Origin of the sequence: Streptomyces sp. SP17BM10 (assembly GCF_036322405.1) — a bacterium.
Taxonomy (GTDB): Bacteria; Actinomycetota; Actinomycetes; order Streptomycetales; family Streptomycetaceae; genus Kitasatospora.
The window spans coordinates 531618-554652 of the sequence record NZ_JAQYXB010000661.1; the positions used below are offsets into that span (position 1 = coordinate 531618).

Sequence of the window (23035 nt, forward strand, 5' to 3'; positions counted from 1 at the left end):
CACACACGAAGGACTCGGACATGCCGAACGACGCCCGGCCCGCGGCCACCCGGCCGACGGACGCCAAGCTCGCGGAGTACCTCAAGCGCGTCACGATGGAGCTCGCCGCCACCCGCCAGCGCCTCCAGGACCTGGAGCAGGCCCGCCGGGAGCCGATCGCCGTCGTCGCGATGGGCTGCCGCTACCCCGGCGGGGTCACCTCCCCCGAGGAGCTGTGGCAGCTGCTGCTGGACGGCCGCGACGCCGTGTCGGACGTGCCCGGCGACCGCGGCTGGAACCCCGGGGAGCTGTACGCGCAGGACGCCGACGCGCTCGGCCGCAGCTACACCCTGGAGGGCGGGTTCCTCAGCGGCGCGACGGAGTTCGACCCGCTGCTGTTCGGCATCAGCCCGCGCGAGGCCACCGGCATGGACCCGCAGCACCGGCTGCTGCTGGAGGTCTCCTGGGAGGCCTTCGAGCGCGCCGGGATCGACCCGCGGGGCCTGAAGGGCTCGCGCACCGGCGTGTACGTCGGCGCGATGTACAACGACTACTGGCGCCTCCTGCAGGCCGAGCCCGAGAGCTACGAGGGCCACCTGGTCAGCGGCAACGGCACCAGCGTCGCCTCGGGGCGCCTGTCCTACGCCTTCGGCCTGGAGGGCCCGGCCGTCTCGGTCGACACCGCGTGCTCGTCGTCGCTGGTCGCCGTGCACCTCGCGGTGAAGGCGCTGCGCGCCGGGGAGTGCTCGCTCGCCCTGGCCGGCGGCGCGACCGTCATGGCGACGCCCGAGATGCTGGTCGAGTTCAGCCGGATGCGGGCGATCTCCCCGGACGGGCGCTGCAAGGCGTTCTCCGCCGACGCGGACGGCTTCGGCATGGCCGAGGGCGTCGGTCTGCTCGTCCTGGAGCGCCTGAGCGACGCCCGCCGGCTCGGCCACCCGGTGCTCGCGGTGCTGCGCGGCACGGCGATCGGCCAGGACGGCGCCAGCAACGGCATCACCGCGCCCAGCGGCCCGGCCCAGGAGGGCGTGATCCGCGAGGCGCTGGCCGACGCGGGCCTGACCGCCGCCGACGTCGACGCGGTCGAGGCGCACGGCACCGGCACCCCGCTCGGCGACCCGATCGAGGCCGCCGCCCTGCTCGCCACCTACGGCCGGGGCCGGTCCGCCGACCGGCCGCTGCTGCTCGGCTCGATCAAGTCCAACCTCGGCCACACCCAGGCCGCGGCGGGCGTGGCGGGCGTCATGAAGGCGGTGCTCGCGCTGCGGGCGGGAACGGTGCCGCGGACCCTGCACACCGAGCGGCCCACCGAGCACGTCGACTGGGACGCCGGCGTGCTGCGGCTGGCGGACGAGGCCCTGCCGTGGCCCGAGACCGGGCGGGCACGCCGGGCAGCGGTGTCGTCGTTCGGCATGAGCGGGACCAACGCGCACGTGATCGTCGAGCAGGCACCGGAGGCCGGGCCCGCCGCCGCGCCCGACACCGGGGAACCGGTCCGGACGCCGTCCACGCTGCCGTGGCCGGTCAGCGCCCACAGCCCCGCCGCGCTGCGCGGCCAGGCCGCCCGTCTGCTCGCGCACCTGGCCGAGCACCCGGACGCCACCGTGGCGGACCTCGGCTACTCGCTGGCCACCACCCGCGCGCGGCTGGAGCACCGGGCCGTCCTGCTGGTCGACGACACCCTCGGCGCGGCCGAGGACCTGCGGGCGCTCGCCGCCGACGGCACGTCGCCGACGCTGCTGCGCGGCAGCGCGCGGACCGAACCGGACCTCGCGCTGGTGCTGCCCGGCGAACCCGACACCGTCCGCACCTGGCGCCTGCTGGCCGACCAACTGCCGTTGGACGCGCCGGTGTTCGCCGAGCGGATCGGCGCGTGCGAGCGGGCCCTGGCGGGCCTGGTCGACTGGTCGCTGTGGGCGGTGCTGGCCGACGAGCCGGACGCCCCCTCCCCCGTGCTGCCACAGGTCGCCGCGCCCGTGCTGTTCTCCGTCCTGGTCGCGCTGGCCGCGCAGTGGCGCGCCTGGGGCGTCCGCCCGACGGCGGTGTTCGGCACCGGTGTCGCGGGGGAGGCCGCGGCGGCCGTCGCGCAGGGCCGGACGGCGCTCGCGGACGGGCTGCGTGAGGTACTCTCGGGACGAGCCGGAAACAGTGAACTCCCTACCGGCAAGGGCCTGTTCCTCCTCCCGCTGGCCTCGCGGACCGCCGCCGCGGCGCTCGGCCCCCACGCCACCGTCCTCGCCCCCGAGGCCGGCCAGGACGCCGGTGCCCGGCTCGCCGGCGAGCTGTTCGTGCGGGGCGTCGAGCTCGACTGGGAGGCGTTCCACACCGGTCTGGGCGCGCGCCGCACCGACCTGCCGAGCTACGCCTTCGCCCGCGAGCGCTACTGGCCCGACCTCGCCGCCGAGCGCTTCCACAACGCCGGCCGCACCCGGCCCGCCGAGGCCCCGGCCGGCCTGCGCACCGCCTGGCAGGCGACCGACGGGCTCCCGGCGGCCGCCGGGGACACCTGGCTGGTCGTCGCCCCCGCCACGGGCGCCGACGGCCCCGAGGCGGACGCCGCACTGGAGCGGCTCCCCGCCGGCGTCCGCACGGTGCGCGTCGACCTGCCCGGCTCCGGCGCCGGACGCCGGGAGCTCGCCGGGCTGCTGCGCACGGCCGCCGCCGAGGCGCCCGCCGTCGCCGGCGTCCTCTCGCTGCTCACCCTGGACCGCACCCCGCTGCCGGGCGCCCCGGCGCTCCCGGCCGGCGCGGCGGCCACCGCCGCCCTGGTCGGCGCGCTGCACGACACCGCCCTGCGTGCGCCGCTGTGGTGCGCGGGCGAGGACGCGCCGGGCGCCGTCCGGGTGCCGCTCACCGCATGAGCCGCCCCGAGCGGCCGTGCGGGCACCCCCCAGACCACCCGAACCACCGCGACACACCCACCGAGAAAAGGAATCCACGCATGAACGTCGAAGAGCAGAAGGCCGCCGAGGCGCTCCTCGGGCGCTACCTCTCCGAGCACCTGAACGGCCGCAACGACGACGTCCTGGACGAGTTCATCCACCCGGACTTCGTCCACCACACCGACGAGTCGGCGCTCGGCTTCGAGAACACCGAGCCGGACCTCGCCGGCATCAAGGCCGGCATGGTCGAGATGCGCGAGAAGCTCGACCCCACCTACGAGTTCGAGATCGTCAAGTGGGAGGACGACTGGGTGCACCTCAACTGGACCTTCCACGGCGTGCACCGCGGCACCGTGATGGGCCTGGAGGCCACCAACAAGCCGTTCACCATCCACTACACCGGCCGCACCCGCTTCAAGGACGGCCGCATCATCGACGCCCAGAACGAGTGGGACCCGGCCGCCACCCTCGAGGTCGTCAAGGCCCAGATCTACAGCTGAGACGACCGGACACCCCAGGAACCGAGGCCCGTGGAGGGGAATCTCATGCACGCGCACCACGGACGACCGCAGCCGGTCGCCCTGCTCCCCCTGTCCGGGGAGGACCCACAGGCGTTCGCCGACCGGGCCGCCGCCCGGGCGCAGGCGCCGGAGCAGGGCCGCGGTGAGCTCGCCGGCCCTCTCCACGGAGCCGCCGTTCCCGGCGCCCGCCACCGCTACCGCCGGGCGGTGCGGGCGGACTCGCCGGAGCAGGTCCGCCAGTGGGCGGCCGGGCTCCGGCACGAGCCGCCCGCACCGGCCCCCGGCACCGGGCCGGTCGCCCTGGTCTTCTCCGGCCAGGGCAACCAGTGGCCCGCGATGGTGGCCGGGCTGCTCGCGGCCGACCCGGTCGCGGGCGAGGTGCTCGCCGACTGCGACCGCGTCCTGCGGGAGGCGGCCGGCTGGTCCCTGCTCGCCGCCTTCGGCCCGGACGCCGCCCCGGACGCCGCCGAGCGGCTCGAGGACCCGGCGGTGCTCCAGCCCGTCCTGGTCGCCCTGCAGGTGACGGTCGCCCGGGTGCTCGCGCACTGGGGCGTCACGTGGTCCGCCTGCGTGGGCCACAGCCTCGGCGAGCTGTCGGCGGCCGTGGTCGCCGGAGTGCTGGACCTCGGCACCGGCCTGCGGCTGGCCGCCGCCCGCGGCGCGCTGATGCGCGACGCGGTGGGCACCGGCCTGACCGCCCTGCTCGGCCGACCGGCCGAGGACGTCGCCGGGCTGCTGGAACGGCTCGGCCCCGGCACCGACGTCGCCGCGTGGAACGGTCCGAGCTCCACCCTGATCGCGGGCCGCGAGGACGAGGTGCGCGCGATCGTGGACGAGCTGGCGGGCGAGGGCGTGTTCGCCCGGGTCCTGCCCGGCACCGTCGCCTTCCACAGCCGCCACCTCGAGCCGCTGCGCGACCGACTCACCGCGCGGTTCGGCGACCTGGCACCGTCAACGGGCGACAGCGCGCTCGTCTCCACCGTCACCGGCGACTTCGTCGACCCCAGCGCGCTGGACGGCGCCTACTGGGGGGCGAACCTGCGCGAGCCGGTGCGCTTCGTCCAGGCCGTTCGCGCCCTCGCGGCGGCCGGCTACCGCACCTTCGTCGAGGTCGGCGCGCACCCGACGCTCCAGCCCTCGATCCGCGAGGCGCTCGGCGACGGCTGCGAGGTCGTGCCGACGCTCCAGCGCGACCACGACCCCCGCACCACCCTGCTCGACGCCGCGGCCCGCCTCTTCGAGGCCGGCGCCGACCTGGACTGGGACGCCCTCGCGGGCCACCCCGCCGAGGCGCCCGCGGCCGTCACCGAGGAGCGCACCGATCTCTGGCAGGCCGTCACCACCAGCGGCTCCGCCGGACACCGGCCGGGCACGGCCCGCACCGAGGCCGTGCTCATCGCCGCCGGCACGCCCGCGCCGGGCACGGTCGTCGACGTCCGCCTGGCCCCCGGCACGCCCGCGCCCGACGAGGAGCTCGTCGCCGTCGCCACCCGCACCGGCACCGTCGAGGTGTACGGGCACGGCGCCGCCGGCTGGACCCGGCGCGCGGCCGCCACCACCCGCGCCGCGGGCCCGGCCCCCGAGGCCCCCGACCTGGCCGCCGACCAGGCCCGCTTCCACGTCGAACAGGCCACCGGCGAGCGCGAGTTGGTCGACCTGAGGCTCACCGGGAACGCCGACGGCAGCGGAGCGCGCCTGCTGCGGCTCCTGCCGCACGGCCTGTCCCCGCTGGAGGCGCTGCTGCACCCCGAGGTCGTCCCCGGCCCACCGACCGCCCTCGTCGGGTGGGAGCAGCCGGACGGCCGGGGCCAGCAGGCCCGCTGGATCCGGCTGACGCCCGCCACCGCCGTGCCCGCCACCGGCCCGCAGTACGGCGCCGCCGTCCTCGACGCCGCCGGGGCCGTCCTGGCCTCCGCCGAGCGGATCGTCCTGGCCGCCGGCACGGAGACGGCCGCCCCGGTGGAGGAGGCCTCGCCCCGCGAGGCCCTGCTCGCCGCCGGCGGCGAGGAGCGCGTCCAGGGCGTCGCCGCCTACCTGGCCCGGGAGGCCGAGCGGGTGCTGCGGCTCCCGGCGGGCGGCCTCGACCACGACCGGCCGCTCAACTCCCTCGGCCTCGACTCGATCATGGGCCTGGAGCTGTCCCGCCGGATCGAGGCCGACCTCGACCTCGCGGTGCCGATCGTGCGCCTGCTGCGCGACGCGTCGGTGGCCACGCTCGCCCCCGAGTTCGCCGCCGAACTCGCTCCCCCGGCCGCCGCCGACGGCGCGCCGCTCACCCTCGACGACCCCGACCGGCTGGACCAGCTCCTCGCCGACGTCGACTCGCTCTCCGCGGAGGAGGTGGACTCGCTGCTCGCCCAGTTCGGCGCCGAGGCAGCGGGCGAACGATGACCACACAGACCGCTCCCACCACGCCCGCCCAGCCCGCTCCCGCCACACCCGCCCAGGCGGCCCCCGCCACCCCCACCGAGGCCGAGCGGCGCGAACAGCTGCGCGCGCTGCTCAAGGCCCGCGCCGCGCGCGGCGGCCCGCGCTCGCACCCGGTCGCCGAGGGCCAGCAGGCCCTGTGGACGTTCCAGCAGATGTACCCGCAGTCCCCGGCGTACAACGTCGGGGTGGCCGCGCACGTCCACGGCGACCTGGACGTCGCCGCGCTGCGCACCGCGCTCCAGCGCCTGATCGACACCCACCCGGCGATGCGCACCGCGCTGGTCGCCGAGGACGGGCGACTGCGCCAGCGCGTGCGGGCCACGGTGGCGCTGGACTTCACCGAGGACGACCTCACGGGCCGCACCCCGGGCGAGATCGACGCGGCCGTCGCCGCCTTCAACGAGCGCCCGTTCGACTTCGCGCGGGACGCGATGCTGCGCGCGGCGGTCGCCCGGCTCGACGGCGGCACCCACCTGCTGATGCTCTGCGCCCACCACGTGGCCAGCGACCTGTGGACCTTCGACGTCCTCATGCGCGACCTGGAGCAGCACTACCGCGCGGTCAAGGCCGGTCGTCCGGCCGGGGCGCCGCGCCCCGAGGGCGAGTACCTGGACTACGTCCGCTGGCAGCGCGACTGGCTCGCCACGCCCGCCGGGCAGGCCGCCGAGCGGTACTGGCTGGAGCAGCTCGACGGCGACCTCCACCCGCTGGACCTGCCCACCGACCGCCCCCGCCCGGCCACCCCGGCGCACCGGGCCGGCGCCCACACCTTCCGCCTGCCCGCCGAGCTGACCGCCGCGCTCAAGGACCTCGCCCGCGAGTGCGGCGCGACCCCGTACGCGGCCTCGCTCGCCGTCTTCCAGCTGCTGATGCACCGCTACACCGGCCAGCACGACGTCCTGGTCGGCTCGGTCGCCTCCGGGCGCAGCCGGGCCGCGTTCCAGCAGGTCGCCGGGTACTTCGCGAACCCGCTGGTGATCCGCGCCGACGTGCGCGGCGAGCGGAGCTTCCGGGAGCTGCTGGCGCGCACCCGCACCACCGTGCTGGACGGCCTGCAGCACGGGGACTACCCGTTCCCGCTGCTGGCCCGGCGCCTGGCCGAGCGGCGTCCGGGTTCGCCGTCCGGGCTCTACAACGTGACCTTCTACTACGAGTCGGCGTCCTGGGACGCGCAGGACGGCCTGTCGCTGTTCGGCACCGGGCACGCGGACGCGACGATGCGCTTCGCGGACCTGACGCTGCGCCCGTACCCGCTGGCCGTGCAGGGCAACGAGCACGACCTGACGCTGTTCGTCGAGGAGGTGGACGGCAGCCTGTGCGGTTCGCTGCGCTACGCCGTCGACCTGTTCGACGCGGCGACGGCGGCCCGGCTGGCCGAGCACTTCGTGAGCTGCGCCGCCGCGTGCGTGGCGCAGCCGGACGCGCCGATGGGCACGCTGCCGCTGCTGACCGGGGAGGAGCACCGGCTGCTGGCGTCCTGGAGCCGCCCGGACGACGGCGTGGCGAGCGCCGACTCGCTGGTGCACGACCTCGTCCTGGCGCAGGCGCGGCGCACGCCGGACGCGGTGGCCGTGGACGCCGGCGACGACCGGCTCACCTACCGCGAACTGGTCGAGCAGGCCGGCCACCTGGCGGCGGTGCTGCGCGGGCGGGGGATCGGCCCGGAGGACAAGGTCGGCCTGAGCGTCGACGGTTCGGTGCGGCTGGTGACCGGCATGCTCGGCGTGCTGCTGGCCGGCGGCGCGTACATCCCTATGGATCCCAACTACCCGGTCAAGCGCCTCGAGTACATGATGGAGGACTCCTCCGTCCGGCTGCTGCTGACCGAGCGCCACCTGCTGGCGAAGCTCCCGGACGCGGGCGTGCCGGTGCTGTGCCTGGACGAGGAGCACCCGCTGCCCGACCCGCTGCCGGAGCCGGCCGCGCCGCGTGCCGACAACCTGGCGTACGTGATCTACACCTCGGGCTCCACGGGCCGTCCCAAGGGCGTGATGGTCGAGCACCGCGGCCTGGTCGACCTCGACCTCGCGCACCGCGAGGCGCTGCCGCCGCAGCCGGGCCGCCGGGTGCTGCAGAACGCCTCGATCAGCTTCGACGTGTCCACCTGGGAGTGGATGTCGGCGCTGTGCACCGGCGCCACGCTGTGCGTCGCGCCGCGCGAGGAACTGCGGCCCGGGCAGCCGCTGGTGGACACCGTCCGCCGGCTCGGCGTCACCGCGCTCAGCGCGACCCCGTCCGTCCTCGCCACCATGGACCAGGCCGACGTGCCGACCATCACCGAGCTGACCTCGGTGGGCGAGGCCGTCTCCGCGGACCTGGTGCGCTCCTGGGCGGGCGGGCGGCGGATCGTCAACGCGTACGGGCCCACCGAGATCACCGTGTTCTGCACCACCGAGACGCTGGTCGCCGACGGGCGCACCCCGCCGGTCGGCCGGGCGCTGGCCGGCACCGAGCTGTACGTCCTGGACGAGCAGCTCCAGCGGGTGCCGATCGGCGCGGTGGGCGAGCTGTACGTCGGCGGGACCGGCGTGACCCGCGGCTACCAGAACCGGCCCGACCTGACCGCCGACCGGTTCGTCCCGCACCCGTTCTCGGCCGCGCCCGGCGCCCGGCTGTACCGCACCGGCGACCGCGTGCGCTTCGACACCGAGGGACGCCTGCACTACCTGGGCCGCTCCGACCACCAGGTGAAGATCCGCGGCGTGCGGGTCGAGCCGGGCGAGGTGCTGGAGGCGCTGGCCGGGCACCCGGCGGTGCGCGAGGCCGTGGTGCTGGCCCGGCCGGTGCGCGGCGAGCTCCAGCTCGTCGGGTACGTCGTGCCGCGGGCCGGTGTGAGCGCGCCCGACGCGGCCGGGCTGCGCGCCCACCTGGCGCAGCGGCTGATGCCGACGATGATCCCCACCTACCTGCTGGTGCTGGACACGTTCCCGCTCAACCCGAACGGCAAGGTGGACCGCGCCCTGCTGCCGGACCCGGAGCAGCTCGACCTCCAGGCCGACTCCGCGCCGCCAGAGGGCCCCACCGAGCAGGCGGTCGCGGACATCTGGTGCGCGGTGCTCGGCCTGCCGTCGGTCGGGCGCGACGACGACTTCTTCGACCTCGGCGGCCATTCGCTGCTCGCCACCAAGGTGGTGGGCCGGCTCCGCGAGGCGCTCGCGGTGGACCTGCCGCTGCGCGAGCTGTTCGAGGGCCGCACCGTCCGCGTGCTCGCCGAGCGGGTGGACGCCCTCACCGGCACGGGCAGCGGCGCCGCCGGCGACGCGCCGATCGCCCGCCTGGAGCGGGCCGGGAGCGGGCTGCCGCTGTCCTTCGCGCAGCAGCGGCTCTGGTTCATGGAGCAGCTGCGCCCCGGCGACCAGGCCTACCGCATCGCCGGCGAGCTGCGGCTGACCGGCGCGGTGGACGCCGCCCTGCTCAACCGGGCGCTCGCCGAGGTGATCCGGCGCCACGAGGTGCTGCGCACCGTCTACCGCGAGGTCGACGGCGAGCCCCGGCAGATCGTCGGCCGCACCCCGGCCGAGCCGCTGCCGCTGCTCGACCTCACCAACTCGGTGGCGATGACGGCCGACGAGGCCCTCACCGCGCACACCGAGGCCTTCGACACGACGCCTTTCGACCTGACCCGCGGCCCGCTGCGGGCCCGGCTGCTGCGCGTGGCGGAGGACCGGCACGTGCTGCTCCTCGCGCTGCACCACATCGCCTCCGACGGCTGGTCGATGCGCATCCTGTTGCGCGAACTCACCGACGTCTACCGGGCGTTCACCGCCGGCCAGGACGCACCCGAGGGCGGCCCGGCGGTCCAGTACGCGGACTTCGCGTCCTGGCAGCGCGAGCGCCAGGAGACCGCGCAGGGCGCGGCGGCCCTCGCCTACTGGGAGCAGCGCCTGGCCGGCAGCCCGCCGGCCATCGACCTGCCCGCCGACCGGCCGCGCACCCGCCCGGGCGGCTCCGCCGCCGGCAGCATCGGCACGCGGCTGGCCGACGGCCTGGTCGCGGCCCTGGAGAAGACGGCCTCCGGCGCCCGGGCGTCGCTGTCGATGGTGCTGCTGAGCGCCTTCAACATCGTGCTCTCGCGCTGGTCGGGGCAGCGGGACGTGCTCGTCGGCATGCCGGTGGCCGGGCGGCTGCGCACCGACCTGGAGAACACCGTCGGCCTGTTCGTCAACACGGTGGTCGTCCGCACCGACAACGCCCCCGGCCAGACCTTCCGTGAACTCCTGGGCGCCGTACGGAAGTCCACGCTGGACGCGGACGCCCACCAGGAGACGCCGTTCGAGCGGATCGTCGAGCGGATCGCGCCGGTGCGCGACCTCACCCGCACACCGCTGTTCCAGGTCGTCTTCAACATGCAGAACCTGGACCCGTTCAGCGCCGCCCTGCCCGGCGTGGACGTCGAGCTGGTGGAGGCCGAGGACGTCAACGCCCGCTTCGAGCTGACCCTGTACGCCGTCCCCCGGGACGGGCGGGTCGACCTGCGGCTGGTGTACGACGCCGGGCTCTACCTGCCGGAGACGATGCGCGCGATGCTGGCGCAGCTGGTGCACGTCCTGGAGCAGGTCGCGGCCGACCCGGAGACGGTGGTCGGCGAGCTGTCGCTGGCCGCCGGCGGGCCCGTCCAGGAGCCGGAGAGGCCACTGCCGGCCGCGCCGTGGACCGCCGCCGTGCACGAGCGCTTCCTCGCGGCGGCCCGGCGCACCCCGGACGCCCCGGCGCTGTCGCTGCCCGGTGGCGGCACCGTGGGCTACGCCGAACTCGCCGACTGGAGCGGCCGGCTGGCCGAGCGCCTGCGCGAGCACGGGATCGGCCCGGGCGACCGCGTCGTCGTCGACGCCGAGCGCACCCCGGGCCTGGTGGCCGCCCTGATCGCCGTCCTGCGCACCGGCGCGGCCTTCTGCGTGCTCGACCGCGCCCACCCGCTGGAGCGCCGCGAGAGCTGCGCCCGGCTGCTGCGTCCGGCCGCCTGGCTGGACGCCACCACGGCGCCCGCGGTCGAGGCGCCGCGGCTGCCCGGCCTGCGCTGCACGCTGCGCGCCGACGACGAGCGGCACACCGGGGGCACCGGCGGCCCGGACCTGCCCGCCACGCCCGACGGCCTCGCCTACGCGGCCTTCACCTCCGGCTCCACCGGCACGCCGAAGGCCGTCCTCGGCTCGCACGCACCGCTCGCGCACTTCGTCGACTGGTACACGGAGACGTTCGGGGTGGACGCCGGCGACCGGTTCGCGCTCACCGCCGGACTCTCCCACGACCCGCTGCTGCGCGACGTGTTCGTGCCGCTGAGCGTCGGCGCCGTGCTGCACGTGCCCGAGCCCGCGCGGCTCGCGGCGCCGGAGGGCCTCGCCGCCGAACTGACCGACGCGGGCGTCACCGTGTGGCACCTGACCCCGCCCACCGCCCGCTTCCTGTCCGGGCTGCCCGCCGGGTCGCTGCCGACGCTGCGCCACGCCTTCTTCGGCGGGGACGTCCTGACCGGCCACGAGAGCGGCCTCCTGCGCGCCCTCGCCCCGCAGGCGCGGCTGGTCAACTTCTATGGCGCGACGGAGACCCCGCAGGCGCACGCCTTCCACGTGCTGGAGCAGGACGTGGAGGGGCAGGTGCCGCTCGGCACCGGCATCGACCGCTCGCAGCTGCTGGTGCTGCGCGACGGCCGGCCCACCGGCGTCGGCGAGCTCGGCGAGATCACCGTCCGCGGCCCCTACCTGGCCGAGGGATACGCCGAGGACCCGCGGGCCACCGCCGAGCGCTTCCTGCCCGCCGGCGCGGCCGGCGAGCGGGCCTACCGCACCGGCGACCTCGGGCGGCTGCGCGCCGACGGCACGGTGGCCTTCGCGGGCCGCGCCGACCGGCAGACCAAGGTGCGCGGGTACCGCGTCGAGCCGACCGAGATCGAGGCCGCGCTGCGCGCCGAGCCGGAGGTCCGCGAGGCGCTGGTCGACGCGGTGACCGACGGCTCCGGCGAGACCGTGCTCACCGGCTACGTGCTGGTCGAGGCCCAAGGGGCGGGCCGGCCGGTCGGCCCGATCGAGCTGCGCGCCCGGCTGGCCGGGCGGCTGCCCGCCCACCTGGTGCCGGCCGTGGTGGTGGCCGTGGAGGCCTTCCCGCTCACCGCCAACCGCAAGGTCGACCTGCCCGCCCTGCGCGCCCTCGGCCGGGCCGCCCGGCCCGCCGTCGGCGGCCCGAGCCCGGCGGACGGCCCGGAGGCGAGGATCGCCGAGCTGTGGCGCCGCCTGCTCGGGGTCGAGCGGGTCGGCCGGGACGAGAACTTCTTCGACCTCGGCGGCCACTCGCTCATGATGGTGCGCCTGCACACCCTGCTGCGCGACGAACTGGGCCACGACGTCCCGGTGGTGGACCTCTTCCGCTTCCCCACCGTCGCCGCGCTGGCCGCCCACCTGAGCGGGCCCGCGGAGCAGCCGACCGCACCCGCCGCACCGGCGGCGAACTCGAACCACTTGCGCGCCGCCCGCCGGCGCCGCCTGAAGGGGGAACACGACGGTGGCCGATGACCTGCTGGACCACGAGGACGAGCCGCTGGAGCGGATCGCCGTGGTCGGAATGGCCTGCCGGGTGCCGGGGGCCGGGAGCGTCGACGCGTTCTGGGCGAACCTGCTCGGCGGGGTCGAGTCGCTGCACCGGGCGGACGGCGGACCGGACGCGCCCGCGGGCTACGTCCCGGCCACCGGACGGCTGGAGGGCGTCGAGGAGTTCGACGCCGAGTTCTTCGGCATCCCGCCGCGCGAGGCCGAGCTGATGGACCCCCAGCACCGGCTGTTCCTGGAGCAGTGCCAGGCGGCCCTGGACGACGCCAACTACGGCTGCGGGCGCCCCGGGGACCGGGCCGGCGTGTGGGGCGGCAGCGGCTTCAACGCCTACATGCTGCTCAACCTGGCTCCGCACTACAGCCGTTCGCAGCTGCTCTCCGAGTACCCGGCAGCCCTGCTGCACGGCAACGACAAGGACTACCTGACCACCCGCGTCGCCTACCGGCTGGGGCTCACCGGCCCCGCCGTCACCGTCCAGACGGCGTGCTCGTCCTCGCTCGTCGCCGTCGCCCAGGCCTGCCAGTCGCTGTTGGACTACCAGAGCGACTTCGCGCTGGCCGGCGGCGTCTCGGTCAAGCTCCCGCAGGACTGGGGCTACGTGCACGAGGCGGGCGGCATCCAGTCCGCCGACGGCCACTGCAAGCCCTTCGACGCCGACGCGAGCGGCACGGTCTTCGGCAGCGGCGTCGGCGTGGTCGCCCTCAAGCGGCTGTCCGACGCCCTGGAGCACGGCGACCGCATCCACGCCGTCATCCTCGGCACCGGGCTCACCAACGACGGCGCCGCGCGCGCCGGTTACACCGCGCCCAGCGTCGACGGGCAGGCCGGGGCGATCGCCACCGCCTACCGCGAGGCCGAGGTCGATCCGCGGACGATCGGCTACGTCGAGGCGCACGGCACCGGCACGGCCGTCGGCGACCCGATCGAGATCGCCGCGCTGGACGCCGTCTACGGCCCGGCCGGGGCGCCGCCGGACTCCGTCCCGATCGGCTCGGTGAAGAGCAACGTCGGCCACCTGAACGCCGCCTCCGGCGTGATCGGGCTGATCAAGTCCGTCCTCGCGGTGCGCGAGGGGCAGCTGCCGCCCAGCCTGCACTACCGCAAGCGCAACCCGCGGATCGCCGAGAAGAGCGCCTTCGCGGTCAACGACCGCCTGCGGGCCTGGCCCGCGCAGGACGGGCCGCGCCGGGCCGCGGTCAGCTCCTTCGGCGTCGGCGGCACCAACGTGCACGTCGTCCTGGAGGAGCCGCCCGCCCCCGGGCGGGGTGGCGGCGACGCGCGCCGCCACCAGGTGCTGACCGTCTCCGCCCGCACCGCGCCGGCCCTGGAGCAGGCCCGCGCCGACCTCCTCGGCGTGCTGGCCTCGGCCGGGCCCGACGACCTGCCGGACATCGCCCACACCCTGCAGGTCGGCCGCCGCCGCCACCCGCTGCGGCTGACCGCCGTCGGCGCCACGCCGGCGCAGGCCGCCGCCGCCCTGGCCGCGGCGCCGGCCCGGGAGGCCGCCGAGGGCACCCCGGTCGCGTTCCTCTTCCCCGGCCAGGGCAGCCAGTTCCGCGGCATGGCGGCCGGCCTGCTCGCCGCCGAACCGCGCTTCGCCGCCGCCGTCCGGGAGTGCGTGGAGGTCCTGGAGCCGCTGCTCGGCGTGGACCTCCTGGACCTGCTCGCCACCCCGGCGCCGCCCGGCACGCCCGACCCGCTGACCGACACGGCGCTCGCCCAGCCCGCGCTGTTCACCGTCGAGTACGCGCTCGCCCGGTGGTGGCGCGGGATCGGCGTGGAGCCGACGGCGATGCTCGGCCACAGCATCGGCGAGTGGGTGGCCGCGACCCTCGCCGGGGTGTTCGAACTCCCCGACGCGCTGCGCCTGGTGGCCGCCCGTGGCCGGCTGATGTCGGCGCTGCCCTCCGGCGCGATGCTGGCCGTCGAGCTGGCCGAGGCCGAGGCCGGCCCGCTGCTCGGCCCCGGCCTGTCGCTGGCCGCCGTCAACGCGCCCGACCGGTGCGTGCTGTCCGGCACCCACGAGGCGGTCGCCGCCGCCGAGGCGCGCCTGACCGCCGAGGGGCGCAGCACCCAGCGCCTGCACACCTCGCACGCGTTCCACTCCGCCATGCTCGACCCGATCGTGGAGCCCTTCGCCGCACTCGTCGCACAAGTGCCGCGCAAGGAGCCCCGGATACCGTTCCTCTCGAACGTGACCGGCACCTGGATCGGCGCCGCGGACGCGACCGACCCGCGCTACTGGGCCCGCCAGGCCCGCGGCGCGGTGCGGTTCGCCGACGGGATCGCCGCCCTGGTCGCCGGGGAGCGCCCGGTCCTGCTGGAGGTCGGCCCCGGCCGATCGCTCGGCCGGCTCGCCGCCCGGGTGGCGGGCCCCGGGGTCGCGGTGGCCCAGGCCATGCCGCACGCCAAGGAGGAGACCCCGTCCGACGCGGTGCTGCTGGCCGCGGCCGGACGGCTCTGGGAGGCCGGCGCGGTGCTCGACTGGGCGGCCTTCGCCGGCGAGGAACGGCGCGGCCTGACCACGCTGCCCGGCTACCCCTTCCAGCGGCGCCGCCACTGGGTGGAGCCGCCGGCGCAGGTCGCCGGCGCGCTCCCGGCGGTCGCGGCCGCCGACCCGGCCGGCGGGGCGCTGCCCGGCCAGGGCCGGGAGCGGCCGGACGCCGGGACGGCCGGACCCGAGACGGACCGCACGACCCGCATGGTGCACGTGCTGTGGCAGGAGATGCTCGGGGTCAGCTCGGTGGGCCCGGAGGACAACCTGTTCTCGCTCGGCGGCGACTCCCTGCTCGCCACCAAGCTCGTCTCCCGGGCGCAGAAGCTCTTCGACACCGAGATCCCGCTCGACCGGTTCCTCGACGACCCCAGCGTCCGCACGATGGCGGCGCTCGTCGGCGGCGCGGCCGACCCTGCCGACCCGACCGACGCCCCCGGCGCGACCGAGGGGACCGACGTCCCCGATGTGACCGACGTGACCGACGTGACCGACGTGACCGACCCCCAGGATCCGCACGAGGCGGTAGACCAGTGACCATCACCCCAACGAACCCGCGGCAGGGCCTCGCGCCCGTGCCGCGCGACCCGGCCGCGCCGCGACCGCTGTCCTACGCGCAGCAGCGCATGTGGTTCGCCGAGCAGCTGGCGCCCGGCACCGCGCTGCAGAACGTGCCGCTCGCCGTCCGGCTGACCGGGCGGCTGGACGCGGACGCCCTGGCCGGGGCGCTGCGCCGGATCGTGGCGCGGCACGAGACGCTGCGCACGTCGTTCGCGGTGGTCGACGCGACGCCGGTGCAGCGGGTCCACGCGGACGCCGAACTCGTCATCGACCGGCGGGACTTCACCGCTCCGGCGCCGGAGGGCCGGGAGGCCGCCCTGCGAGAGTGGCTGGACGCGCTCGCCACCACGCCGTTCGACCTGGACCGGGCACCGCTGCTGCGGGTCGGCCTGGCCCGCCTCGGCGAGGACGAGCACGTACTCGCCGCGACCCTGCACCACCTGGTCGCCGACGGCTGGTCGACCGGCGTGCTGATGCGCGAGCTCAGCGCGAACTACACCGAGCTGACCGGAGGCGCCCCCGCCGACCTGCCCGAACTTCCCGTGCAGTACGGCGACTTCGCGGTGTGGCAGCGCGAGCGGGTGGAGGCCGGCGGCCTGGACGGCGCGCTCGACTACTGGCGCGGGCACCTCGCCGACGAGGACGGAGCGCCGCTGGAGCTGCCCGTGGACCGGCCGCGCCCCGAGGAGCCCGGTTACCGCGGCGCCCGCGCCCGCCGGCCGATTCCGGGCGAACTCGTGTCCCGGGTGGGCGCGTTGGCGCGCAGCACCGGCGCCACCCCGTTCATGGTGCTGCTCGCCGGGTACGCGGGCCTGCTCGGCCGGATCACCGGCCGCGGCAGCGTCGTGGTCGGCACCCCGATCGCGGGCCGCAACCGGCTGGAGACCGAGCAGCTGATCGGCCTGTTCGTGAACACCCTCGCACTGCGCGTCGACCTGGCCGGCGACCCGGAGTTCACCGAGCTGGTCCACCGCGTGCGCAAGGCAGCGATCGGCGGGTTCGCCCACCAGGAGCTACCGTTCGAGAAGATCGTCGAGGCGCGCCGGCCGGACCGCGCGAGCCACCTGTCACCGCTCTTCCAGACGATGTTCGTGCTGCAGAGCGCCACCGGCGACGAGTTCCGCCTGCCCGGCCTCGACGCCGCGACCGTCGAGACGGACACCTGCACCGCCCGCTTCGAGCTCCAGCTGTTCGTGAGCCTGCGCCCCGAGGGCTGGGTCGCCACCCTGGAGTACGACACCGACCTGTACGACGCGGCGACGGCCGACGCGATGCTGGAGCGCTACCTCGGCCTGCTCGCGGGCGCGGTCGCCGAGCCCGCCACCCGGCTCTCCCGGCTGCCCGTGCTGAGCGCCGAGGACGACCGGCTCGCGATCGAACTCGGCCGCGCCACCGCCGAGTTCCCGGTCGAGCAGTGCCTGCACGAGCTCTTCGCCGAGCAGGCCCGGCTGCGCCCGGACGCGATCGCCGTGCGCTGCGCCGGCGAGGAGATCACCTACGCCGCCCTCGACGCCCGCGCCGAGGAGGTCGCCGCGCGGCTGCTGGTGGCCGGGCTCGGCCCCGAGCAGCTGGTCGGGCTCTTCCTGGAACGCGGCATCGACACCGTCGTCGCGATCCTCGGCGTGCTGAAGACCGGCGCCGGCTACGTGCCGATGGACCCGCTCTACCCCCGGCCCCGGCTGGCCCGGATCCTCGGCGACGCCCGGCCGCGGGTGGTGCTGGTGCACGAGAGCCTGCGCGAGCTGCTCCCGCCGTACGAGGGCCGGCTGCTCCCGATGGACGACCAGGCGTCGTGGGGCCCGGCCGGGCCCGCGCCCGCCACGCGGGTGCGGCCGCGGCCGGACAACGCCGCGTACGTCATCTACACGTCCGGCTCCACCGGCACGCCCAAGGGTGTCCACACCACGCACTCCCAGGTCGTGCGGATGTACGCGGCGATGCGCGCCGCCACCGACGCGATGGCCTTCGACGAGCACGACACCTGGGCGCTGTTCCACTCCTTCGCCTTCGACGTGTCCGTCGTCGAGATGTGGGGCGCGCTGCTGCACGGCGGCCGGCTGGTGATCGTGCCCGCCGACACCATCCGCGACATCGAGTCCTACCGCGAGCTGGTGTGCGCCGAGGGCGTCACCGTCCTCAACCAGACGCCGTCCGCCTTCGCCCAGCTCTCGCTGGTCGACGCGGCCCACGACCCGGCCGGGTTCCCGGTGCGCACCGTCCTGTTCGGCGGCGAGGCGCTGGAGCCAGGCGCGCTGCGCGGCTGGTTCGAGCGCCACGGCGAGCACGGCCCCCGGCTGGTCAACCTGTACGGCATCACCGAGACCATCCACGTCACCGCCCGCGAGATCACCCCCGCCGACCTGGCCCTGGCCGGGCGCAGCCCGATCGGCCGCCCGATGCCCGACCAGCAGCTGTACGTGCTGGACGAGCTGCTCCAGCCGGTGCCGGTCGGCGTGAGCGGCGAGCTGTACGTGGGCGGTGCGGGCCTGGCCCGCTGCTACTTCGCCGACCCGCACAAGACCGCCGACCGGTACGTGCCGAACCCGTTCGGCGCGCCCGGCGAACGGCTCTACCGCAGCGGCGACCTCGCCCGGGTGTCGCGCCGCGGCGAGCTGGAGTACCTCGGCCGCGCCGACCACCAGGTGAAGATCCGCGGCTACCGGATCGAGACCGCCGAGATCGAGGCCCGGCTGCTGGAACACCCGCTGGTGCACTCCGCCGTGGTGCTGGCGCTGCCGTCCGCCACCGGCGAGCTCCAGCTGTACGCGTGGGCGACGCTCGACTCCGGCGCCGTCCCGGCGGACGCCGGCACCGTGCTGCGGGCCCACCTGGCCGAGCAGTTGCCCGGCTACATGGTCCCGACGGCCGTCGTCGTGCTCGACGCGCTGCCGCTCACCGTCAACGGCAAGGTCGACCGGCGGGCGCTGACCCGCCCGGACACCGAGCGGCAGGACGCCGGACACGCCTACGTCGCGCCGCGCACGCGGACCGAGCGGCGGGTCGCCGCGGCCTGGTCGGAGGTGCTCGGCCGGGAGCGGATCGGCGTCCTGGACAGCTTCTTCGACCTCGGCGGCCACTCGCTGCTCGCCACCCGGCTGGTGTTCCGGCTGCGCGAGGAGTTCGGCACCGAGCTGCCGCTGCGCACCCTGTTCGCGGTGCCCACGGTGGCCGGCGTCGCCGAGGCGCTGGACGGCGGCGGGGGCCGCGCCGACGGGCCCGACCTGGACGGCGACGCGGCGGTGCTCGGCGACGGCATCGCCGGCTACCCGGCCCCGTCCGCGCCCGGCGGCACGAACGAGGTGCTGCTCACCGGCGCCACCGGCTTCCTCGGCGCCTTCCTCCTCGGCGACCTGCTGACCCGCACCGGCGCCGTCGTCCACTGCGTGGTCCGCGCCGCCGACGAGGCGGCCGGGCGCGAGCGGATCGAGCGGACCCTGCGCGGCTACGGCCTGTGGCAGGACGCCTGGGCCGCCCGCATCCGCCCGGTGCCCGGCGACCTCGGCTCGCCCCGGCTCGGCCTGTCCGACGCCGACCACGAGCGCCTGGTCGCCGGCGTCGAGGCGGTCTACCACTGCGGGGCCGAGGTCAACCTCGTCTTCCCGTACGAGAAGCTGCGCGCCGCGAACGTCGACGGCACCCGCGAGGTCCTGCGCCTCGCGACGGCCACCGGCCGGGCCCCGGTCCACCTGGTGTCCACCGTCGGCGTCTTCGCCGGCGCGCCCGAGGACGGCTCGGTGCTCGCCGAGTCCGCCCCCACCGGCCCCTCCCGGCTGCTGCGCCAGGGCTACACGCAGAGCAAGTGGGTGGCCGAGCAACTGGTCTTCCGCGCGCGGGACCTGGGCGTGCCCGTCACCGTGCACCGCCCCGGCCGGATCTCCGGCCACTCCGGCACCGGCGCCTGCCAGGCCGACGACTTCCTCTGGCGGGTCGTCAAGGGCTGCGTCGAGGCCGGCGCGGTCCCCCGCGGCGTCGACGTGCCGATGAACCTCGTGCCCGTCGACTACGTCAGCGCGACCGTCGTGGAGGTCTCCAAGCGCCCCGAGGCGCTCGGCGGCGCGTACCACGAGGTCAACCCGGTCGACGTCTCGCTCGGTGCCGTCTTCGGCCACCTGCGCGACTTCGGCTACGAGCTCGAACTCCTGGACACCGACGACTGGCTGGCGCGCATCCGGGCCACCCCGGAGAACTCGGCGTTCCCGCTGCTGAGCGTCTTCGAATCCGGATCCGAGGGCGGTTTCGGCTACGTCGCCTTCGGCTCCGACCGCACCCGCGGACTGCTGGAGGGCACCGGCGTGCGGTGCCACGAGCCCGACGCGGAGCTGTTCCGCACCTACCTGTCCTACTTCGCATCCACCGGTTACCTGCCCCACCCGGCTTCCTCAGAGATTGGCGAGTGAGATGACCACCACCGCGCCCCGCCCCACCTCCTACTACCTGCCCGGCGAGCACCCGAAGCCGGAGAACGAGCTCGCCCGCCTCGCCCGCCAGGCCACCCTGTCCTGGGCCAAGGAGGCCAACCTGCTGCGCGCGTACGGCCTGCGCGCCGACCACGACGTCCTGGAGGTGGGCTCCGGCCCCGGCTACATCAGCGAGCTCATGCTGCGCGAGATCCCCGAGGGCACGCTCACCTGCCTGGAGCTCGAAGAGCACCTGATGGACTACGCCCGCGGCTACCTCGCCGACGCCGGCCCGCGCCTGACCCTCGTCAACGGCTCCGTCCTGGACTCCCCGCTGGCCGACGAGTCCTTCGACCTCGCCTACGCCCGCCTGGTCATCCAGCACGTGCCCGGCCCGGAGAAGGCCCTCGCCGAGATCCACCGCATGCTGCGCCCGGGCGGGCGCGTCGTCATCGCCGACGTCAACGACGAGGTGTGGGGCTGGGTCTCCCCCGACCTCGGCACCCCGGCCTTCCAGGAGGTCCTCCAGGCCCGCATCGACCTCCAGGTCGAGCGCGGCGGCGACCGCCTGATCGCCCGCCGCCTGCCCCGCCTGCTGCGCGAGGCCGGCTTCACCGACGTCCGGGTCGACGCCGTGCTGGTCTCCAGCGACGAGTTCGGCATGGACGACCTGCGCCCGCAGATGGACTTCCGCTCCCGCACCGCCGCCATGGTGGCCGCCAAGCCGGAGTCCGGCCCGGCCGTCGAGGCCACCGCGGACGCCGTCGACGAGTGGGTCAAGGACGAGAACGCCTCGGTCACCATGCTCATGTACCTGATCTCCGCCACCAAGCCGGAGGCCTGAGCATGAGCGCGCCCGAGGCGGGCTCCCGCACCTGGCTGGTGGTCCTCAACCACGAGGAGCAGTACTCGGTGTGGCCGGCCGACCGGCAGCCCCCGGCGGGCTGGACGGCGGTCGGGGTGCAGGGCACCCGCGAGGAGTGCCTGGCCCACATCGGCACCGTCTGGACGGACCTGCGGCCGCTGAGCCTGCGCCGCCGCATGGCCGCCTGAGCACCACCCCACCGACCGCGGAGCGCGGGCCGGCGGCGCTCCCCCGAGCTGCCGGCCCGCGCTTCGCCATGCATGCTTGACGGTGCGTCAACTCCTCTTCGTGTCCGCACGATAGGGGTACCCCTGACTTGTCGCGGACGCGTTGAGCAGCCAATTGGTGACCCATAGCTTTGAAGCGTCGGAATGTCAGGACGCCGAACCCCCCGGCGTCGAACAACCCCAAGGAGGCGAAGGAGCCGTGGCAGAGCACAAGGCCCAACCTCGCAAGTGGGCGATTCTCGCGGTATTGGCGGTCGCGGTCTTCGTGGTCTCCATCGACTCGACGATCCTCAACGTCGCCCTGCCCACGCTGGGCGAGACCCTCAAGGCGAGCACCGACCAGCTGCAGTGGATGGTCGACGCCTACTCCCTCGCGATGGCCGGCCTGCTGCTGCTGTCCGGCGCGCTGTCCGACCGCTTCGGCCGCAAGAAGCTGCTGATCCTCGGTCTGCTGCTGTTCGGCGTCGCCTCGGTGGCGGCCGCCGTGTCGAGCGACGCGTGGGAACTGATCGCCGCCCGCGCCGTGATGGGGGTGGGCGCCTCGGCGTTCATGCCCGGCACGCTGTCGATCCTGGTGCACGTCTTCCCCGAGGAGGAGCGCGAGAAGGCGATCGGCATCTGGGGCGCCGTCACCGCGCTCGGCGTGGTCTTCGGCCCGCTGCTCGGCGGCGTGCTGCTGGACCACTTCTGGTGGGGCGCGGTCTACCTGATCAACGTCCTGGTGGTGGCGGTCTCGGTGATCGGCGCGCTGGTCCTGGTGCCGGAGTCCACCGACCCGGGCGCCCACCCGCTGGACGTGCTCAGCACGCTGCTGTCGGTGGCCGGCGTGACCGCGCTGGTCTACGGCGTCATCGAGCAGCCGCACTTCGGCTGGGGATCCCCGCGGGTGCTGGCCGGCCTGATCGGCGGCGGCGTCACCCTGGTGCTGTTCTTCGTCCGCCAGGCCACCGCGCGCCACCCGATGGTCGACCTGCGGATCGTGCGCAACTCCCGCTTCCTCGGGTCCAGCGGCACCATGGCGGTGCTGATGTTCTCGCTGACCGGCATCCTGTTCGTCCTGACCCAGGAGCTGCAGCTGCGGCTCGACTTCTCGCCGCTGCTGGCCGGCGCCGCGATCCTGCCCGCCGCGGGCGCCCTGATGGTCGCCTCCCCGCTGTCGGCCGTGCTGTCCAAGGCCATCGGCACCCGCAACACCGTGGTCCTCGCCCTGGTGGTCTTCGCCGGCGGCTTCGCCACGCTCGCCCAGTTCACCAAGGACCAGGGCTACCCGGCGATCGCGGTCGCCATGGTCCTGCTCGGCGCCGGCATGGGCCTGTCCCAGCCGATCGTCAACGACGTCCTGATGTCGGCCGGCCCCAAGGAGCAGTCGGGCCTGCTGTCCTCGATGAACGACACCGTCCAGGAGCTCGGCGCGGCCTTCGGCATCGCCGTGGTCGGCAGCGTGCTCGCCGCCCGCTACACCTCCTCCTACCACCTGACCGGCGGCGCGCCGAGCGCCTCGCACTCGCTCGGCGAGGCCGAGGTCGCCGCCCAGGGCATGCCCACGGACGCCGCCGCGACGGCCGTGCACGCCGCCAAGTCGGCCTTCGACTCGGCGTTCTCGACCTCCGCCCTGGTCTGCGCCGGGGTGGCGCTGCTCGGCGCGGTCGCCGCGATGGTGCTGCTGCCGGCCCGGCTGCGGACCGCAGACGAGGAACAGGCCGCCGAGGAGGCCCCCGTGGAGCCCGCGCTCGTCGCGTAACGCGGGCTGTTCGACGCGCACGGCTCCACACGCTGTCGGCGCACTCCTCCCGGGGAGTGCGCCGACAGCGTTTTGGCATGTCCCGGCTTAGTTGTGTGCGCGGTGTGGAGTAGGGGTCGGCAGGGGTGCCCCGGGCCGCCGCCCGCTGCCTACCGTCGAGTCGCCGACCTTCCGGCACACCCCTCAGCCACCGGGAGTGCGATCCCCATGTACCGCACCATGTTCAAGTCGAAGATCCACCGCGCCACCGTGACCCAGGCCGACCTCCACTACGTCGGCTCCGTCACCATCGACGCCGACCTCCTGGACGCCGCCGACCTCCTGCCCGGCGAGAAGGTCGACATCGTCGACATCGACAACGGCAACCGCCTGTCCACCTACGTCATCGAAGGCCCC

At 75.6% G+C, this 23035-nt stretch carries 9 protein-coding genes and 1 pseudogene; all 10 read left to right on the forward strand.

Annotated features, from left to right (window positions below; all coding sequences use genetic code 11):
• Positions 1-53: 53 nt before the first annotated feature.
• Positions 54-2840, forward strand: a pseudogene (locus tag PUR71_RS32990) (beta-ketoacyl synthase N-terminal-like domain-containing protein); the annotation flags it as partial.
• 80 nt (positions 2841-2920) lie between these two features.
• Positions 2921-3361 (forward strand): ester cyclase, encoded by a 441-nt coding sequence (locus tag PUR71_RS32995; RefSeq protein ID WP_329930855.1) that lies wholly within the window; start codon positions 2921-2923, stop codon positions 3359-3361.
• A gap of 45 nt (positions 3362-3406) precedes the next feature.
• The gene (locus PUR71_RS33000) at positions 3407-5773 is read left to right on the forward strand and encodes an acyltransferase domain-containing protein (protein WP_329930856.1); all 2367 of its coding nucleotides are present in this window, start codon (positions 3407-3409) and stop codon (positions 5771-5773) included.
• Positions 5770-12318 carry a non-ribosomal peptide synthetase gene (locus PUR71_RS33005; RefSeq protein WP_329930857.1) on the forward strand — a complete coding sequence of 2183 codons (6549 nt, stop codon included), beginning with the start codon at positions 5770-5772 and terminating at the stop codon, positions 12316-12318. Before PUR71_RS33000 ends, PUR71_RS33005 begins: the two co-directional genes overlap by 4 nt.
• Positions 12308-15385, forward strand: coding sequence for a type I polyketide synthase (locus tag PUR71_RS33010; RefSeq protein ID WP_329930858.1), 3078 nt, complete (start codon positions 12308-12310; stop codon positions 15383-15385). Before PUR71_RS33005 ends, PUR71_RS33010 begins: the two co-directional genes overlap by 11 nt.
• On the forward strand, positions 15382-19806 hold the full coding sequence (locus tag PUR71_RS33015; protein ID WP_329930859.1) for a non-ribosomal peptide synthetase: 4425 nt from the start codon (positions 15382-15384) through the stop codon (positions 19804-19806). The genes PUR71_RS33010 and PUR71_RS33015 overlap by 4 nt, the downstream gene beginning before the upstream one ends.
• 1 nt (position 19807) lies before the next feature.
• Complete coding sequence (locus PUR71_RS33020; RefSeq protein WP_329930860.1) at positions 19808-20650, forward strand: methyltransferase domain-containing protein; 843 nt, start codon at positions 19808-19810, stop codon at positions 20648-20650.
• A gap of 2 nt (positions 20651-20652) precedes the next feature.
• Positions 20653-20859, forward strand: a complete 207-nt coding sequence (locus PUR71_RS33025) for an MbtH family protein (protein ID WP_329930861.1) — start codon at positions 20653-20655, stop codon at positions 20857-20859.
• Between the two features lie 238 nt (positions 20860-21097).
• Positions 21098-22639, forward strand: coding sequence for a DHA2 family efflux MFS transporter permease subunit (locus PUR71_RS33030; protein ID WP_329930862.1), 1542 nt, complete (start codon positions 21098-21100; stop codon positions 22637-22639).
• Between the two features lie 207 nt (positions 22640-22846).
• A partial coding sequence (locus PUR71_RS33035; protein WP_329926540.1) for an aspartate 1-decarboxylase occupies positions 22847-23035 on the forward strand: 189 nt, incomplete at its 3' end.

Excerpts from the sequence above, each read along its gene's own strand:
- PUR71_RS32995 (WP_329930855.1), top strand. The coding sequence starts at position 2,921 with ATGAACGTCGAAGAGCAGAAGGCCGCCGAGGCGCTCCTCGGGCGCTAC.
- PUR71_RS33000 (WP_329930856.1), top strand. The coding sequence starts at position 3,407 with ATGCACGCGCACCACGGACGACCGCAGCCGGTCGCCCTGCTCCCCCTG.
- PUR71_RS33005 (WP_329930857.1), top strand. The coding sequence starts at position 5,770 with ATGACCACACAGACCGCTCCCACCACGCCCGCCCAGCCCGCTCCCGCC.
- PUR71_RS33020 (WP_329930860.1), top strand. The coding sequence starts at position 19,808 with ATGACCACCACCGCGCCCCGCCCCACCTCCTACTACCTGCCCGGCGAG.
- PUR71_RS33025 (WP_329930861.1), top strand. The coding sequence starts at position 20,653 with ATGAGCGCGCCCGAGGCGGGCTCCCGCACCTGGCTGGTGGTCCTCAAC.